At 54.1% G+C, this 16,345-nt stretch carries 16 protein-coding genes; 10 read left to right on the top strand and 6 right to left on the bottom strand.

Going from position 1 to position 16,345, the window contains the following annotated elements; all coding sequences use genetic code 11:
• From O6944_09950 to O6944_09925, 6 genes are all read left to right on the top strand, one after another.
• The coding region (locus tag O6944_09950; GenBank protein ID MCZ6719458.1) for a hypothetical protein at positions 1 to 202 on the top strand (202 nt) is incomplete at its 5' end.
• Between the two features lie 35 nt (positions 203 to 237).
• Positions 238 to 750, top strand: coding sequence for a mechanosensitive ion channel (locus O6944_09945; GenBank protein ID MCZ6719457.1), 513 nt, complete (start codon positions 238 to 240; stop codon positions 748 to 750).
• Between the two features lie 370 nt (positions 751 to 1,120).
• Positions 1,121 to 1,615 carry a hypothetical protein gene (locus O6944_09940; GenBank protein MCZ6719456.1) on the top strand — a complete coding sequence of 165 codons (495 nt, stop codon included), beginning with the start codon at positions 1,121 to 1,123 and terminating at the stop codon, positions 1,613 to 1,615.
• Positions 1,616 to 1,876: 261 nt separating this feature from the next.
• Positions 1,877 to 2,935, top strand: a complete 1,059-nt coding sequence (locus O6944_09935) for a glycosyltransferase family 9 protein (GenBank protein MCZ6719455.1) — start codon at positions 1,877 to 1,879, stop codon at positions 2,933 to 2,935.
• A gap of 287 nt (positions 2,936 to 3,222) precedes the next feature.
• Positions 3,223 to 3,624 carry a DoxX family protein gene (locus tag O6944_09930; protein MCZ6719454.1) on the top strand — a complete coding sequence of 134 codons (402 nt, stop codon included), beginning with the start codon at positions 3,223 to 3,225 and terminating at the stop codon, positions 3,622 to 3,624.
• Between the two features lie 584 nt (positions 3,625 to 4,208).
• Positions 4,209 to 5,063, top strand: coding sequence for a PP2C family protein-serine/threonine phosphatase (locus O6944_09925; protein MCZ6719453.1), 855 nt, complete (start codon positions 4,209 to 4,211; stop codon positions 5,061 to 5,063).
• Between the two features lie 39 nt (positions 5,064 to 5,102).
• Here the strand turns inward: O6944_09925 and O6944_09920 are convergent, their stop codons facing one another.
• Both O6944_09920 and O6944_09915 read right to left on the bottom strand, forming a co-directional pair.
• Entirely contained in the window at positions 5,103 to 7,208 is a 2,106-nt protein-coding gene (locus O6944_09920; protein MCZ6719452.1) for an AsmA family protein, read from the bottom strand.
• A gap of 94 nt (positions 7,209 to 7,302) precedes the next feature.
• Positions 7,303 to 7,884, bottom strand: a complete 582-nt coding sequence (locus O6944_09915; GenBank protein MCZ6719451.1) for a hypothetical protein — start codon at positions 7,882 to 7,884, stop codon at positions 7,303 to 7,305.
• 306 nt (positions 7,885 to 8,190) lie between these two features.
• On the opposite strand from O6944_09915, the gene O6944_09910 reads away from it, so the two are divergent.
• The 3 genes from O6944_09910 (at position 8,191) to O6944_09900 (ending at position 10,668) form a co-directional block, all read left to right on the top strand.
• The gene (locus O6944_09910) at positions 8,191 to 8,796 is read left to right on the top strand and encodes an SPOR domain-containing protein (protein ID MCZ6719450.1); all 606 of its coding nucleotides are present in this window, start codon (positions 8,191 to 8,193) and stop codon (positions 8,794 to 8,796) included.
• Positions 8,797 to 8,942: 146 nt separating this feature from the next.
• Positions 8,943 to 9,887: an ABC transporter ATP-binding protein gene (locus O6944_09905; protein MCZ6719449.1), complete on the top strand. Its 945-nt coding sequence runs from the start codon at positions 8,943 to 8,945 to the stop codon at positions 9,885 to 9,887.
• Positions 9,888 to 9,894: 7 nt separating this feature from the next.
• A complete protein-coding gene (locus O6944_09900; GenBank protein MCZ6719448.1) occupies positions 9,895 to 10,668 on the top strand; it encodes an ABC transporter permease in 774 nt (257 codons plus the stop codon).
• 28 nt (positions 10,669 to 10,696) lie between these two features.
• Here O6944_09900 and O6944_09895 read toward each other — a convergent pair whose 3' ends face one another.
• The gene (locus O6944_09895; protein ID MCZ6719447.1) at positions 10,697 to 11,728 is read right to left on the bottom strand and encodes an isocitrate/isopropylmalate family dehydrogenase; all 1,032 of its coding nucleotides are present in this window, start codon (positions 11,726 to 11,728) and stop codon (positions 10,697 to 10,699) included.
• A gap of 199 nt (positions 11,729 to 11,927) precedes the next feature.
• Between O6944_09895 and O6944_09890 the strand changes: the two genes are divergently transcribed.
• Positions 11,928 to 12,419: an LEA type 2 family protein gene (locus tag O6944_09890; protein ID MCZ6719446.1), complete on the top strand. Its 492-nt coding sequence runs from the start codon at positions 11,928 to 11,930 to the stop codon at positions 12,417 to 12,419.
• A 45-nt stretch (positions 12,420 to 12,464) separates the two neighbouring features.
• Here O6944_09890 and queD read toward each other — a convergent pair whose 3' ends face one another.
• From queD to O6944_09875, 3 genes are read right to left on the bottom strand one after another with little or no spacing between them, the layout of a single operon-like run.
• Entirely contained in the window at positions 12,465 to 12,827 is a 363-nt protein-coding gene (gene queD, locus O6944_09885) for a 6-carboxytetrahydropterin synthase QueD (GenBank protein ID MCZ6719445.1), read from the bottom strand.
• Positions 12,828 to 12,869: 42 nt separating this feature from the next.
• The gene (locus tag O6944_09880; protein ID MCZ6719444.1) at positions 12,870 to 15,425 is read right to left on the bottom strand and encodes a M1 family aminopeptidase; all 2,556 of its coding nucleotides are present in this window, start codon (positions 15,423 to 15,425) and stop codon (positions 12,870 to 12,872) included.
• Between the two features lie 53 nt (positions 15,426 to 15,478).
• On the bottom strand, positions 15,479 to 16,339 hold the full coding sequence (locus tag O6944_09875; protein ID MCZ6719443.1) for a D-amino acid aminotransferase: 861 nt from the start codon (positions 16,337 to 16,339) through the stop codon (positions 15,479 to 15,481).
• Between the last annotated feature and the right edge of the window lie 6 nt (positions 16,340 to 16,345).

Genomic DNA, 16,345 nt, shown 5'->3' with positions numbered 1-16,345 from the left:
TGGCGAGCGGAGTTTCGCCGCGTTGAAGAAGGCCTTTGGCGAGCGCTACCTCTACGCTGGACTGGGCACAACGTTCCTGCTGGGCAGAGATGTGCGAACCACGGCGCACGCAGCGCACAACGACACGGAAACACTCAGCAGTAACGACATGAAGACTTACCGGGTGCTGGCTCTCCTGGCTCAGCTCGCCGAAGATACCTGAATAATGGTAAGCGCCGCCTTGGCTGGGGGGAATTAATGGAAGACGCAATCATTCAAATCACCAAAGAGGTGATTACATTCGTCCCGAAGCTCGGGATCGCCATCGTTCTATTTATTCTATTCTGGATCCTCGGGCAGTTCGCACAAAAAACCTTTTTTCGATTCGGGACAACATTTGATGAAGGAAAGAACCGTGTCCTGCAACTAGCCGGCAGAATAAGCAAAATTGCCCTGATACTCCTTGGCGCAATTACAGCGCTTGGTACGATGGGTATTAACGTTACCGCGCTCGTTGCCGGACTCGGACTTATAGGGTTCGCACTGGGATTCGCGTTGAAAGACGCGGTGTCTAATCTTCTCTCCGGCGCCTTGATCCTTCTCTATCGGCCGTTTTACGTCGGCGATCATATTACTGTATCGGGCTGTGAGGGAGAGGTGGTTGACATTAATCTGCGCTATACGGTCCTTCAAGGAGAGGAGAAAAAATATCTCATCCCGAACGCCACCCTTTATACCAATCTAATTGCCGTCTCCAAAGAGAAATCATAAGGTTTAGAGACTCATATATGTGGCGAAGCGCGAACTTACGCTTATCTCGTGCAAGGGTTCATCAACCCGCCACAACCTGTTGACAGGCAAAGTCCGAGCGTTGCCTGAATTCTTGCGGAGGAAAGCGAGATAGGGCATCCTTCATTGACAATGAAGCCCATTTGGTTTAAAAAGCCCCGGGCACTTTGAGCCCCGCCATCTATATAAAGATAAAACGGGACTTTTCTTTCCGAGCAGTCAAATTCCGCCGCTCACTTGCGGTCCGCGGCAATTGCCGCCATTTTTTATTGCGGCGTCAGGAGAATAGTGCCCTAACTTCAACTTTATATTTAAACCTCAACACAACCCCATAATTCTAAAGGAGCCGACGATGAGCATAATTAACAAACCTGCAATGATTCTTTTCTGCATTTTTGGTGTGACACCAGGCATTGTGGTCGCCGCGCCAGTCGCGGAACCCACCCAAGACCAACAAATGGAAATGACCCGCGCGGACATAATAAATCAGCGCAAACAGATTGTTGCCGCAAACATGGAGATCACGGCCGATCAGGCGCAGGTATTCTGGCCCTTATACCAACAATACACATCCGCCATGCAAAAGGTGAATGACAGAGAGCTTGCATTGATCCAGGGCTATGCCAACGCATACAACGCCAATACCCTCACCAACGCCCAAGCCAAGTCCATGTTTGGCGAGTGGATGTCAATCGAGGAAGCAGGTTTACAGTTAAAGAAAAAGTTTGCGCCTAAATTTGAAGAGATACTACCGTCTAAAAAGGTGGTACGGTTTTTTCAGATCGACAATAAACTCGATGCCATGATTAACTTTGAACTAGCGCGCGTCATCCCGCTAGTGAGGTGACGGGCGAGTCGCAATGGCTGTTCCTCTCGTGGGAAACAGCATTGCGCAACACCGTGAAGTTAAAATCTGAATAAGGGGGAATATCACTCAGGAATCTGCTGTGCCGGTGGCACAAACCTGCGATGTTGACTGATTGTGTGGTCGCCACGCACACTGAGAGGGGTAATACATTTGCCGATACATGCAATGCGACCCCTAACAGCGTCACTGGCCCCATGACGGTCCAGCATTCGCGAATTGACCCCTTGCTTCGCGCTAGCGATGCCTGAGCCCATCGACCGCTATCACAACGTCGCCATCATGAGGATGAGCTCGCTCGGCAATGCGGTGCATGTGCTGCCGGTGGCCAACGCATTGAAGCGTGCTGCGCCTAATATTTCCCTCACCTGGGTGATCCAGGCGCCTGCTTACCAACTGGTTTATAACCATCCTGCCATCGACGAATTTATCCTGTTACGTCGAAGCCGCGGCGTGCTGCGCGTTCGCGATTTTGCGAGCTGCATCCTCGCGCTTCGCCGCCGACGTTTCGATCTGATCATCGCCCTCCAGGTCTCTATCAAGGCGGGGATCCTGACGGCGGCCGCACGTTCACCTGTGAAGCTCGGATTTGACCGGGCTCGCGCGCGGGAACTCAACTGGCTCACTACCACACACCGCATTCCACCTCACGCGATTCAGCACGTACAGGATCAGTATTTCGAGTTCCTTGCCTATCTTCATGTTGACCCGAATCCGCTGGAATGGGGCATCGTCATCACCGAGGAGGAGCGAGAAGCGCAACACCGGTTTTTTGAGCGTCTCGAGCGACCTGTCTGCGCCGTCGTGGTGGCGACCCGCCACCGGGAAAAGGATTGGCCAACGGCGCGCTATGCGCGTCTTCTTGAGATCATCGAGAGCGATTTCGGCTACCAACCCGTCTTGATTGGCGGGCCGTCATCGGTAGAAGCCGCAGCCGCGAACGCTATTATGCGTCTCACGCGGGCCAGGCCGCTGAATGAGTTAGGCGATGATCTGCGGCGAGTCGCTTATCTGATTGACGGCAGCGACGTCGTGGTAAGTCCCGACACCGGCCCGCTGCATATCGCGCGGGCGCTGGAGGTCCCTGTCATTGGCCTCTATGGCAACACCAACCCCAAGCGTACGGGGCCATATCGCAAGTACGGGGACCTCATCGTGGATGGCTATACCCAATACCCAGGCGAGGACTATCCCGTTTCAAGGAAGCGCCGGCCCGACGGTATGCACTGGATCACCGTTGAGGCCGTCGCAGAACGCTTTGAGCTCGCGATACAAAAATATGTAACGCCAAAGAAACCCTAAGACCAGAGCTAATAAAGACTGAGCACAGGTTATGCGCGCCTGCCTCGCCCCGCTTTTAATGCTTTTCCATACCCGTAATCTGTATTATAAATAACGGTCATAGAGAGCGTTTCAGGGGGGAGCGTGACACCTAAAATCCATCCTTACGGTGGGACCCCAATTCCATTCACGTACCCATACCCGTAACAGAGGGGTGTTTCAGACACACGCAGCGCTGCCAAAAGATGCTTCTGCAACTTCTCCCGGATTACACTGGGAGATGCAGGGGACAAGCGACGGAGGAGAAGATGATGAAAGCCTTAGATAATCTCGCGCCACATGCGCACTGGCTACTTCGCATCGCAGTTGCCAGTGTATTTCTCTACCACGGCCTTGGGAAATTCCCCAATGTATCGGGATTTGCCGAGATGGCTGGCCTCCCGGTGTTTGTCGCACTTCTGGTTGCACTGGCAGAGACAGTCGGTGGTGCGCTCATCCTGCTAGGCGGCGTCATGCAAGAGTGGATGACCCGGCTTGGGGCACTCATGATGCTGATCGTGATCATAGGCGCAACCGTCATGGTTCATTGGGGTCGCTGGAGTTTCGTGCCCTCAGAATCGCATCCGATGGGCGGAATGGAATTTCAGGTGACCCTGGCGCTGATACTTCTGTATTTCCTCATCAAAGGAAACAATGGGAAGACTGCATAGCGCCTGAGGCGGGCGCACACCCTCATCCACGAGAGCTTGCAGCGCGTACCCCCAGTCGAGAAACGTTTTCTTGGCTGGCCTTTTGAAAGATACGAAGGGTAGTCTGAAAAATACGCAAGGATGAGCTTTGAAGCGTCACTAAGAAATCCGGATTCCTACGCCTCGTTTATCAGAGACGCACACAGGTATCCTGATACCCCCTGACAGGCCCCAGCTACGCCACGCTGCCCGCTGCCGCTGCGGTGCGCGCCAAAGCCTGACACCCTCCCAGGCTCTCCGCCTCGTCTCAACCGTTCAATTCAAATCTGTAAGCGTTCTGTAAGCAATCTGTCACCCAGGGGAAAGCAGGATGATGTCAAACTAGGCTCCAGGTGGATCGAACGCAGGGTGCGCGAGGATAAACATCCTGAAAACTGGCTTTTAAACATGAACATAGGAAATTTTGCAGCGGAACAGCCGCTTAAAACGCGAGCAGATCGGGTACCTGGCACGTTTATAGTGTGCAACATACCCAAACCCGACGGGAGTGGTGGCTACCCTCGGCCAGGTGTAATCCATTCATCCCGTCTCCGGTCTTATTTCCCATGCAAGCCCCAGCCCTCATGCAATCGCCCATAAGCATCGCCGATTATCAGCGAGCCAACGCAGGCCCTCGTCCGCTGAAGTGGATGGAGGTTTGGGGTGGCAATGAACGCGGTGAGTGTGCGTTTTCGGTACCGGGAATCGATGCCTGGATCACATCGCTGCCCTTCGAGGAAAGCAACCGCGGGGGCGATTTGAACTACGTGTCTATCGCAGGCGCCGGCCAAATATCGCGCTTTGCCATAGTGGACATCTCCGGTCACGGGGCAAGCGTCGGCGAGTCGGCCACACGCTTGAGGCGCCTGATGCGCAAACACATCAACATGTCAGACCAGACGCGCTTTGCGCGAGCAATCAATCAGGAATTCTCGAGGCTCGACAGCGCCGGCTGCTTCGCGACCGCCCTGTTTGTGACTTATTTCACCGCCACGGATCACCTCATCATCTGCAATGCCGGCCATCCAAAACCGCTTTGGTATCACGCCCAAACTCGCACCTGGGAGCTCTTGGATCATGATATCCCGGTGCAGGCTGGAGGTCCCCTGAATCTGCCCCTTGGTGTGATTGAGCCGACAGACTACGTCGAGTTTGCCGTGGCGCTTGGCCGTGGCGATGTTATCTTAATGTACACCGACTCACTCATTGAAGCGACGAACACAAACAATGAGCCGCTCGGTGAAGACGGTTTACTTACCCTTGTTCGCGAGCTAGATAGAAGAGAGCCCGCCAGGCTCAATTGCTTGCTGCTCGATGCGGTGGCGAGGTTTCGAGGTGGGATACCGGCAAAAGACGATCAGACACTCATGGTGCTGCATCATACCGGCGCGCTGGCGTTTCAACAGCCCACGGTCAAATAGCATACACGGCCATTCGCTTGACCGGGGATAGCAAGAGGGCTACTTCCCGAAGATACCCTTCTTGATCCCCTCCAACATTCCACCGAGACCCTCTTCTTTGGTTTCCTTCTCCTTGGAGGCTGCCCCCGCCTTCGTCTCACTGCTACTTGCCGTTGGCTCCTTGGTTGACGCGCCGGGCTTTGCCCCTTCCGTACTTGCCGCCTTGGCCGGCGCCTTTGTGAGGGCGGTTGCACAAGGGTGTTCATCCTTGGTACCCGAGTCAAGCAGCGCCCCGCCGAGCAGCGCCAGACCCCCGGTCGCCACCGCCGCGCCGACCGCTGCACCTTTCTTAACGAGCTCCTCGGGGTCGGCTTCGGGTTTCGGATGGGCGAGCGTGCCCCCTATGACGACGACACTGGCAAGCGATCCCACACCGATGCCCTTGCGCGCCCTGGGTTGCACGCCGAGGTGCAGTTTTTCAGTCTTGAGATTGACCTCGCCGCCACCCGAAATAAGGAGCTTTTGGGTCTCGACGCCGATGCCCTTGTCGGATGTTGCGATGCCGTCCTTGATATCAAAGCGAACGACGCCGCATTCTAGATTGGTATAGGGATCCGTGGCGCTGAGGGGATTGATAAGGCCCCGGGTTGTCGTGACGATAGCCGATGTGGTCTTATTCATGGTGGCATTGTTGATGCGCGCTTTGCCTACCTCCACCAACAGGTTGCCATTGAGACCTGCCATAATGGCGCGCACCGAATCACCACTTCCTGCTACCTTTATCGTGACGTCCGTCTTGCCGCCTTCCATGAGATCAGCGCCCCTGGTCTCCTTGAGCAGGGCTCCCAAACCAAGCTGCTTGGCATCGACGTTTGCTGCTAACGCAGCGGCCTTACCCCTGGCATCCAGGCTCAGGTCGGCGGCCAAAGTCCCGCCCCCTACGGTTGCGGTGAGGGGTTTGACCTGCAACTGACCATCCGTGAGTTTCACCGCCACATTGACCTTATCGAGGACGAGGTTCGGCGTGCGAATGCGATCCGCCTGAAGGGTCACGTCCGCGTTCACCGCCCGAAGTCCATCCAGCGGAAGGGGCTCTGCTGAGAAGATCCGATCACTCTCCTTTGCGGCCTTCTTCGCCTTTTTGCCCTCTTCCTCGGCCATGAAGGGCGTGGCATCAATCAACGAAGCCCTAAGGCGTGCGGTGATGCTGGGACGCTTGCCGGCCACGGTAACGGAGACTTCACCGGCCAGATCTGTTTTGTCGAGCCTCAAATTGAGACCTTTGACGCTGTAGACACCACCCTTGGGATCGGAAAGCTTCGCTGTGACCTGTAGTGGACCAACATCCGGTAACTCGGTTCCAGCGAGCTTGGAGAGATCTTTGAGATTATCCGCTTTCACGGAGACGGCCAGGTTCAAACCCTTGGCGTCCATGGGTTTGTCGATAGAACCGTCCAGAGCGATCTTGGCATCCTCGACATCGACAGTGATGTCGATGGGGAACGACTCATTCTTCATGAGCGCACCGATTGGCCCCAGGGTTCCAGCCGCACTGATCGGGAGATCGTTATAGGTCGCTGCCAGTTGAAGTGCAATGGGACTACCCATACTGCTTGATTTCAGGCTCAAGCGCTGGATGCCTACCTGGGTTGTCTGTTTCGTCTTACCATCCCGGTAGGTCAGCCGCCCCTTCTCAATGCGGATCTCGCTGATGTCGAGCTCGGGCACTCCCGTTTTGCTCTCTTTCTCCGGTTTTTCTTCTTTCGCCTTAGGTTTACCAAACTCCCAATTGCCCTTCCCCTCAGCATTGGTCTCCAGCAGGATCTCCGGCTCGATCAGAACAAAACGCTTGATCTCAATCTTGCCAAAGATGAGCGGCAATAACGCCACCTTGGCCTCGGCGCGCTTCACCGTGACCATCTCGGGTTTTGAACCCCAAGATGCATTAGCAAAGGTTACCCCGTTTGCTACCACGGCGGGGGAGAGTGAGACGGCCAGTTCCAGATCGCCCGCTATCTTCATATCACGCCCGGTCGCCGCTGTGACTTTCTCGGCTATAAAACCTTTGTACTGGTTGACGTCAACGAAACTCGCGGCCACCAGGACAGCAATGATCAGTGCTGCGAAAAGGCCAAATCCAATGATCAAAATCTTGCGAATGCGCATTGTTTTTCTCCATATCGGTTGTTGACCACACGAGCAGTGCGATGGTCTCTCTGTAGCGCCGCTTCGGGGGCCCTTGGGCTACTGGCCGTGAACTTCACAGGAATTTCCCTGCGCACCAGCCGATGATAGCCGAGATAAAAATCATTGCCCAAAGATGTTTTCGTATCCCTTCTTGCAACCGCAGCATTTTCAATGCCTTGATGTCGCGGCTGATGACACGCCGTTCAGCTTCGGGGGTATTCCTTCCTTTGAATAGCCAGCGTGCGCTTGATTGGACAAGGCGATCAAACCCTGAATCATCCAGAATGTATGGTCCTTTGGACGTATAGGCATAGAGCGGGAATGGCGGATCCCCTTTAAAATAATTCGTCACGTCTTCTATAAGCCTGATCCCGGCCTGTGCATCCTTGTTGCCGGCCCCTAGATCTCCGGCAAGGGCCCGAAGTCTTGCTGCGGCATTTCCTATTTGCTCTTCAATCCTCTTGGCTTGCTCCTCACTTTCATAGAAATAGATATCACAGAGTAAGGCATCGGGCGGCCCCATTTGTTCCAGCTCATCCATTACTTCTGCGGGCTCCCGGAAGGTCGTCACGATAAACGCGTCTTGGTGGTTGTCCCGAAAGCGTTTGCGATTCGATGACAAATCATCGACAAACCATACAGCGGGCTTTCCCATCTGCGACCCCTCCTACGTCGGCCTAGGCATCAGTATACTGCCAGCGGTGCCTGCCTCGATGGGTTGATCGTGCCAGCGGGCAGGGCCGGGTGTGCCCATGCGGGCCATTTTGCCCCGGACACCATCCACTCCGCGGACCGCCCCACCACCGTGCCAGGGATACATAAAGTCATGTAGATACGAATACTTTTTATTCGTTTGTTTAGAAAAATCTTCTATGCTATTGTTTAAAATTGACTCCGCAGGCGTGTCAGGGAGGGGCGGATGTTAGGGGCACGTCTACGTTTTCTCTGATTGGGATTGGGGATGGTCAAACCAACACAAACGCTTGCGCTCACCATCTTGAGCTTGTCGCTCGCCGGTTGCGCGTTACCCGCCGCTGTCAAGCTGGGCCTGCTCGCTGGCGGGGCAGCCAGTTACCTCACCACGGGTAAGGGGCTCAGTGATCACGCCGTGTCCGCCGCGCTGGAAGAGGATTGCGCCTGGCATCGGATTGTGACCGAAGGTGCGCTATGCCGGGATGACGAGCACGCAGACTCAACGCTCACGAGCGTGGAGGAGCCCGGGCAGACGGCAGCGACGAAGATGGCTGCAAGCCCGACATCCGAGGATACCGTAGCGCCATCATCTGAGATTTCGGTGGCCGGGGCAGCGAGCCCACAGATCTACCTCGTCATCGGGAGCTTCAGAATAGTGGAGAATGCCGAGCGCTACCGGGTGCGTCATGAAGCCTTCAACTCCCACATCGTCACCACTGAGATTGGCGGCGAGCGCCGATACCGCGTTGTGGCGGGCCCCTTCAAAGACAAGAATGTGGAACTTGCCCGATCGCTCTTGGCTGCTGCGGGTGCGACCGACAGCTGGCCCTTATATGACGTCCCGGCGTTCTCCAGCGCCAATCGAAATTCCTAACCCTCTGCCGATCAAAGTGCCTCGTCAGTCATGATGAGGCCAGCGCTTTCCCTACCCTCCAGCTGAGGCGATTGCAGCGGCGCTGCCAGAGCCCAGCGCCGGTATAGTAGAATACAACCGCCTATGAGCCTACAACGTAACATCAGATGAATGCACTTCAAATCCAGGGACTTCGCAAGACCTACGCCAATGGCCTGGAGGCCTTAAAGGGCATTGATATTGTCGTCCGTGAGGGGGATTTTAGGGCACTCCTCGGACCGAATGGTGCTGGCAAGTCAACCACCATCGGGATCATCACCTCGCTCGTGACGAAGACAGCCGGCAAAGTCTTTGTCTTCGGCAAGGATATCGATAAAGAACTGGAAGCCGCCAAGTCGTATATCGGTCTCGTGCCACAGGAGATCAATTTCTCGCAATTTGAATCGGGCCTCCAAATCGTGGTGAACCAGGGCGGATTTTATGGGATTGAGAAGCGCCTCGCGTATGAGCGTGCAGAAAAATATCTTAAGAAACTGGGGTTGTGGGAGAAACGGCATGATCGCTCGCGGACGTTATCCGGTGGTTTAAAGCGTAGGTTAATGATCGCGCGAGCGCTCGTTCACGAACCCAAGCTTTTAATACTGGATGAGCCAACGGCCGGCGTAGACGTAGAGTTGAGACGATCCATGTGGGAGTTTCTAAAAGAAATCAACTCACGTGGCACAACCATTGTCCTAACAACGCACTATCTGGAAGAAGCGGAATCCCTGTGCAAGGACATCACCATTATCGACAAGGGCAAAATCATCGAGGACACATCTATGAAGCAGCTTCTAACGAAGCTCAATATCGAGACCTTTGTATTGGATTTGAAGAGGCGTCTCCCGAGCCCACCTACCATTGACGGATATCGAATTCAACTCATCGACGAATCTACCCTTGAAGTCGACGTCTCCAAAAACCAAAGCATCAACGAGTTATTCAGATTACTTTCGGAAAACGACATCGAAGTCCTGAGCATGCGAAATAAGGCAAACCGGCTGGAAGAGTTGTTCTTGCGACTAGTCGACAACAACGGCAGTGGAACCGAACCCATATCAAGGAGGCTTTAGGACGTCAATGAGTATTAAAAGGGATCTAATTGCATACCAAACCATCGTCAGAAAGGAAGTGACCCGTTTTACCCGAATCTGGATACAGACGATCTTGCCGCCTGCCATTAGCATGACCCTTTATTTCGTCATCTTCGGGCAGCTCATCGGCCCGCGAATCGGAAAGATGGGCGGCTTTAGCTATATGGAGTATATCGCGCCAGGCATCATCATGATGGCTGTAATCAACAGCTCCTACACGAATGTCGTCTCTTCGTTTTTTGGCGCCAAGTTCCAGAAGCATATCGAGGAAATGTTGATCGCGCCGATACCCAATTTCGTTATCCTGGCTGGCTACATCACCGGCGGTGTTGTACGTGGCCTGATGGTCGGAGTAGTCGTAACGGGCGTCGCGCTCTTTTTCACAGGCCTTCACATAAACAACTTTCTGGTGATGGCATCCGTGGTGCTCATGACCGCGATTCTATTTTCACTTGGCGGATTTCTAAACGGTGTGTTTGCAACAAAATTTGACGATATATCTATAATCCCCACTTTTGTCCTCACACCGCTGACCTACCTTGGCGGTGTGTTCTACTCCATTACGCTTTTGCCCGATTTCTGGCAGAGCGTCTCGCACGCGAACCCAGTTCTTTATATGGTGAACACCTTTCGGTATGGGATCCTGGGCGTATCAGATATCAACATCTTCACCGCGTTCGCGATCATCATTGTATTTATCACCGCGCTCATTGCGGCAAGCCTCTATGTCCTCAATCGAGGGATCGGTCTTAAAGCGTGACGCTGGCAGATGGCCCGCGACTGCGCCCTTATGCGGCGTGCGCAGGGAGATGGTCGGGCAGTCGCTCAATTACCCGCTGAACGAACTCCTTTGTGCCCAGCGTACCGCCGATATCCTGGGTGCGTTCCCCGTCACTGATTGCAGAAAGTATAGACAGGCGCAGCGCATGGCCGATGTCATAGCGGTCGATATGATCGAACAGCATGCCCAATGAAAGCAACATGGCAGTCGGATTCGCCTTATTCTGGCCAGCGATATCGGGCGCCGTCCCACCGGCCGGGTCAAACATAGCAATATTGACGTCGTCATTTTCATCGAAACTGAAATTGCCACTAGCCCCTGTCCCCAAGCTTCCGACCAAGCCGCTGGCCATATCTGAAAGAAAATCACCGTACTCATTCAAAACCAAGATCACCTGAAAGTCGTCCGGGTTCAGGATGATCTTGGCTAACAAAGCATCAAAGAGCTCCACATTGTGCGATACGTCCGGAAAGGCCTGATGCACCTCTTCGACTACAGACTGAAAGAGGCCGTCTGTGATGCGCTGTATGGTGTGCTTCGATGAGGACGTAACCTTGAGCCCTTTGGCCCGCGCCAATCGGAACGCAAACACCGCAGCTTGTCGGCACGGCTCACGTTCAACAATACGAATGGATATCGCAGCATCTTTGCCAATGGGACGGCCTGGATCATCGTAGGTACCGCCGGTGGCAATACGAACGATGTACAGGAACACATTTTCCTTGAAGTTTGACGAGATCCCCTTGATCGACATAACGGGACGCAAGATCACGCTAAAATTACATAGCTGGCGAATTACGGCATTGGGACTCTCGGTCTTCGTAATGGTTGGATACTTCAATGCCAGTTTGGTCCGACGCATCGAATGATCTGCGTCGTCATAGCAAGCCCGTGCGTTCCGCTCACGTGCCTCAAGGGAGAAGTCCACCGGGTGAAAACGAAACTTAACCGGCAAGGCATCTGCGACAGCATGTACCACCTCCCTGAGCTCAGGCCCTATTCCGTCACCCAATAATTCGGTGGTCTCAATGATGTCCATCAATTTGTGGCCTCAATTCAGGGACCTAGATCATCGATCAGCATGAAAGTTGCGTTATTTTACCACATGGCACCTCGGCCTGGCTGGCCAGCGCCGCGGGCTCGGGCTGGGCGCGATTAGCTCCTTAAAGCCGCCCCCTGGTATATAATTACTGCTTGTTGAGAATCAGTCGCCTCAGCGCATGCACGCTTGCCCTAAAATGAATCCAGCCAACGCCCGCCTCTTTTTGCTGATCTATGCGAGCCTCGCCCTCGCCGGCTGTGCTTCCATTCCATCCGAGCTTGAGCCTCTCCGCTTAACACTCAAGAACATTGAGTTACTGAATGCTACCTTTTTTGAACAGCAGTATCTGTTGACGCTACGTTTACAGAACCCAAACGATTTCGATCTTGACATCAAGGGAATGAGCTTTGACCTTGAGATCAACGATGAAGAATTTGCAAGTGGCGTCAGTAATGAGGCTTTTAATGTCCCGGGATACGGCGAGGCGATAACACGCGTTGCGGTCACCAGCACGCTGATCGGTATACTGCGTCAGTTTCAAGAACTCAGTCAGAGGGAGGCTTTAGCGTACCGCTTTAAAGGAAAGATCAAGATCGGGACGTTTGGTGCACCGGTGCCCTTTGACTACAAAGGGGAACTGACACTCACACCGGGCGATGATGCCACCGACAGGAGCCGCAGTATCTAGCCATCCCCGATCGCCTTACCCAAAGATCAAGCACTACGGCAGCATTTAGCTATCACTCCCTTCATAGATGCATCCAGCAGTACAAGTCTCCCGTACCACGATCCTTGAGACTTGGGGAAGGGAGGTTTTAAGGCGCTTCCAGATCCAGCGCGCAAGGTTTTCGCTGGTTGGATTTTCCAGTCCTTCAACATCGTTGAGATAGGTATGATCAAGCTGATCAAATAAAGGCTGAAACTTTTCGCCGATCTCGGCAAAATCGATAACCCAACCTAACTTAGCATCGACATCCCCAGCAATATGCACCGCAACATGAAAAGAGTGCCCGTGCAGCCTGCGGCATTTGTGCCCCTCCGGCAGATTGGGGAGACTGTGCGCCGCCTCGATAACAAATTCTTTAAAGATCTCCATGGTTCGAGACGTCGTTTCCGATGGCCCGTCTGATCCGGGCCCCTAATCCTCAAGTCCAGATTCGAGCTTCTGGAGGCGATCTTCCAAGGTGCGAAACTTGTCCCGCAACTCCTCAAGCTGCTTTTGCAGCGAACGCTCCGTCGGCTTTTCATCCACCCTCAATTTATCCAACAGGCGATCCAGCTTGACCTGTTCCTGCTGCGGCAATGCGCTACGATAGGCCTCCAGCGCCGGGATCGCCTCCGTAGCATGCACAGTCTTCAGACCTTCCGCCGCTGCACGTCGAACCTTTTCCACCGGATCGCGTAGCAAGTCAACCAACGCCTCCACAATCTGCTCCCGCCTCCCCGCCTCCTGCACGCTACCAAGCTCAGCAAGCGCGGCAACCGCCGCCGGGCGGCCTCTGTGCTGAGTCGCCCCATAGGGAACTCTTTCCAAGAGTATATCGACAGCCTCTGACTTGCGGGTGGCGGCCAACCCCCGAAACGCCCCACTCTGCATGAAGCCTGAAAAATCTTCCCTCGCTGCCGCCTCGAGGAGCAGTTCCCAGGGTGCATCGCCACGCTGAGCACCCAAGCCTTCATAGGCCGCCATCCTCGCGCGGTACGGCAGTTCGCCGTCTAGACGCTCCAGCACGGCGTCTTTAATACGCGGATCGCGGTAGCTTGCCGCTGCATGAAAGACGGCTTCGAGAACCCTCGGATCACCTTCCATTGGAATGATCTCCAAGATCCCTTGAAGCCCTGCCTCCACCCCAACCTTACCCAAGCTCTTTGCCATCTGCTCTCGCACACCCCAGAACCTTTCCGTGGCATATGCGTCAATGATCGCCCGAATATTGCCGTGTTTCCCCGTCTTCGCCAGCTCCCTGGCAGCCAGGATCCGCCCGATAACGTCCTTGGCGGCGTTAAGCTGGCAACGGAGCAAGGTGTCACCTGGATTAAAGTCAAGTTTTACGAGCACCTTGGTTTCGGGATCAAACCGGACCTGTTCCGGTGGCCGCGGGATATCGACAGTAAAGGTATGTTTTGCATATTCAAGTGTCACGGGCTGAGAGTGATCCTGACCATCCAGTGTCCAGCCGATCGCTGTCTCAAGCATAAAAGCCGGTATGCCTTTATCGCGGTCGACTTGTTTTTGTTCGATCTCGAAAGTACCCTGCGAACTGGACTCGTCATATTTGAATCGCACCTTCAGCGACGGATAGCCCGGCGTGAAAAACCATTGATCGAACCATTGCCCCAAGGAACGTCCAGAACCTTCCTCCAGGACACGCCGAAAGTCATCCGTCTCTACAACCTTACCGGCGTAACGCTTTAGATAATCCGATACGGCGTTCCAAAATACGTCATCCCCCAACACACGCCGGAGCATGTGCAGACGACAGGCGCCACCTGGATAAAGGTGCCTATCATACATATCACGGGATGATCTGAACTGCCGTGTCACGATAGGTCGCTGATAACGCTCACTGGCCTCAGTCAAGTAGGCCACGGCATTGCGGTAGAATTCATACTGTCCTTCATCCTCTCCAAGGCTGTCCTCGAACCAGCATTGTTCCATGTAGGTTGCCCACGATTCCTTGAGCCAAGCATGGGCAAAGTCGCGGCAGACAACAGCGTCACCAAAATAACTATGGGCCATTTCATGGACATTCACGGCATCGACAAACTGCTCCCACTCCTTTGCCAGGATCTCGTCCAGGATGAAGATATCGTTCCAACTGACCAGCGAAATATTTTCCATGGCACCATAAAAGCTCGGGAGGGCAAATTGGAAGTACTTCGGAAACGGATATGGCATACCGAGTTTTTCGATCATCCATACCAGCATATCGCGCGTGCGCCCAAAGGATCGGCGTAGGTCGGCTTCAGAGAAACGTGGCACAGCGAAATAGGCAATGGGGATATCACCAACGGCGTCGTCGTCGATGCGCATGAAGTCTCCAATGGCAAAGGACGCAAGGTAGCTTGGACAGCGATACTCAAGACGCCAATGGGCGGTCTTGGTCCCATCATCATGCTCGATCTCGTCAATCAGGCTGCCATTGGCGAGAATAGTAAAGCGTCCATCCGCACGCAGATGAAAATCAAGCCTCGTTCTGACGTTGGGCAGATCAATACAGGGTAACCAATATCTGGCCCGCTCGGTTTCATGGTCGGTCGCTGCGAACCATGGATCATCAGGATAGGCGTCCGTCGGCTTCGAGAAGAAAAGACCACTGACTGGCTGGGTCACACGGTAGCAGACGGCTATGCGGCGCTCCTCCGAATTGATAAAAGGTTCTTCCCAGGAAATCGTGATCGCATGACCGTCATACCGGTGGGTTAGAGGCTTATCATCTACGTCCCAGACTTCAAGATCTTCAAAGTCAAGTGCGTCCAGGCGCAGAATCCGAATCCCGTCACGTCGGGCCTGAACCGTGGTGATGACCGTACCATTTGTGGTTTCGTTCCCAAGATCGACGTGCAGATCAATATCGATGTGCAAGGGCTCAAGTCCAAGGTCAGGCGGATAGTGTTTTTCTGTGTCCGGTCCACTGAAAGCTTCATCAGCGGCCGCACAACTTAGATCGGACTCCGCATCAACGATGGGCATAATTCCTCCCATACAAACACGATTAGAACTTTTGATTGGATGTTACGGCAACGTTAAGAGGCTCTAGCCGTCGCTGCATTCTTTGGCGCGCGCTTATGCGCCTGGTACAGCGATATGACCTTTCCCCACATGTGCCCTGGCCGACCATCACCCACGGGCTGATCATCGAGCTTGATGACCGGCACGATTTCCCGGATCGAACTTGTGACCCAAATTTCCTCAGCACGACGGAGTTCCATTTTGTCAATTTCAATCTCCTGATGAGGGATACCAGCAGACGCCAGTAACTCCAAGACAAAGTCCCGAGTGATACCGGGCAGGAGGAGATGACTTTTGGGCGGCGTTTTGACCACGCCTTCCAAGACAATAAATACGTTACTTGCAGCACCCTCGGTGACGCGCCCTTCCCTCAGCAGTATTGCCTCTGTTGCCCCCCTGTCATCCGCTTCCTGACGCAGCAGGACATTGGGCAACAGTGTCGTAGCTTTGATGTCACAACGCTTCCAACGAAAGTCCGTTAGCGTAACGGCGGCAACACCGGTTTCCTTACGGCCCTGGTCCATGGACTGACACATGGCAAACACAGTGGGTGTAAGCTGCGGTGGAATGACGTGGTCGCGCTCTGCAACACCGCGTGTTACTTGAAGATAGACGGACTGATCCCCTGCACCATTTTTCTCCAGCAGTCGCTGCAACATTTGCTGCCACTCATGCGGCGTCAGCGGATTAACCAAACGTATCGATTTCAGACTTCTATCGAGGCGCTGGAGGTGTTGCTCCAGCCGGAAGAGTTGCCCTGAATAGGCAGGAATAATCTCATAGATGCTGTCACCGAACATAAATCCACGGTCGAGTACCGATATGTGGGCCTTATCAATCGGCAGATACTCTCCGTTCAGATAGACAATGGACATCGCCCG

The organism is Gammaproteobacteria bacterium (genome assembly GCA_027296625.1).
Taxonomy (GTDB): domain Bacteria; phylum Pseudomonadota; class Gammaproteobacteria; order JAKEHO01; family JAKEHO01; genus JAKEHO01.
This window is presented reverse-complemented; position numbering and strand designations above follow the sequence as displayed.

What these genes read in the sequence shown, in the direction of transcription:
- O6944_09880 (MCZ6719444.1), bottom strand. Translation starts at nt 15,425, where the DNA reads ATGCCCATCGTTGATGCGGAGTCCGATCTAAGTTGTGCGGCCGCTGAT.
- O6944_09910 (MCZ6719450.1), top strand. Translation starts at nt 8,191, where the DNA reads ATGGTCAAACCAACACAAACGCTTGCGCTCACCATCTTGAGCTTGTCG.
- queD (MCZ6719445.1), bottom strand. Translation starts at nt 12,827, where the DNA reads ATGGAGATCTTTAAAGAATTTGTTATCGAGGCGGCGCACAGTCTCCCC.
- O6944_09900 (MCZ6719448.1), top strand. Translation starts at nt 9,895, where the DNA reads ATGAGTATTAAAAGGGATCTAATTGCATACCAAACCATCGTCAGAAAG.
- O6944_09935 (MCZ6719455.1), top strand. Translation starts at nt 1,877, where the DNA reads ATGCCTGAGCCCATCGACCGCTATCACAACGTCGCCATCATGAGGATG.
- O6944_09945 (MCZ6719457.1), top strand. Translation starts at nt 238, where the DNA reads ATGGAAGACGCAATCATTCAAATCACCAAAGAGGTGATTACATTCGTC.
- O6944_09895 (MCZ6719447.1), bottom strand. Translation starts at nt 11,728, where the DNA reads ATGGACATCATTGAGACCACCGAATTATTGGGTGACGGAATAGGGCCT.
- O6944_09925 (MCZ6719453.1), top strand. Translation starts at nt 4,209, where the DNA reads ATGCAAGCCCCAGCCCTCATGCAATCGCCCATAAGCATCGCCGATTAT.
- O6944_09940 (MCZ6719456.1), top strand. Translation starts at nt 1,121, where the DNA reads ATGAGCATAATTAACAAACCTGCAATGATTCTTTTCTGCATTTTTGGT.
- O6944_09875 (MCZ6719443.1), bottom strand. Translation starts at nt 16,339, where the DNA reads ATGTCCATTGTCTATCTGAACGGAGAGTATCTGCCGATTGATAAGGCC.
- O6944_09920 (MCZ6719452.1), bottom strand. Translation starts at nt 7,208, where the DNA reads ATGCGCATTCGCAAGATTTTGATCATTGGATTTGGCCTTTTCGCAGCA.
- O6944_09915 (MCZ6719451.1), bottom strand. Translation starts at nt 7,884, where the DNA reads ATGGGAAAGCCCGCTGTATGGTTTGTCGATGATTTGTCATCGAATCGC.
- O6944_09930 (MCZ6719454.1), top strand. Translation starts at nt 3,223, where the DNA reads ATGATGAAAGCCTTAGATAATCTCGCGCCACATGCGCACTGGCTACTT.
- O6944_09890 (MCZ6719446.1), top strand. Translation starts at nt 11,928, where the DNA reads ATGAATCCAGCCAACGCCCGCCTCTTTTTGCTGATCTATGCGAGCCTC.
- O6944_09905 (MCZ6719449.1), top strand. Translation starts at nt 8,943, where the DNA reads ATGAATGCACTTCAAATCCAGGGACTTCGCAAGACCTACGCCAATGGC.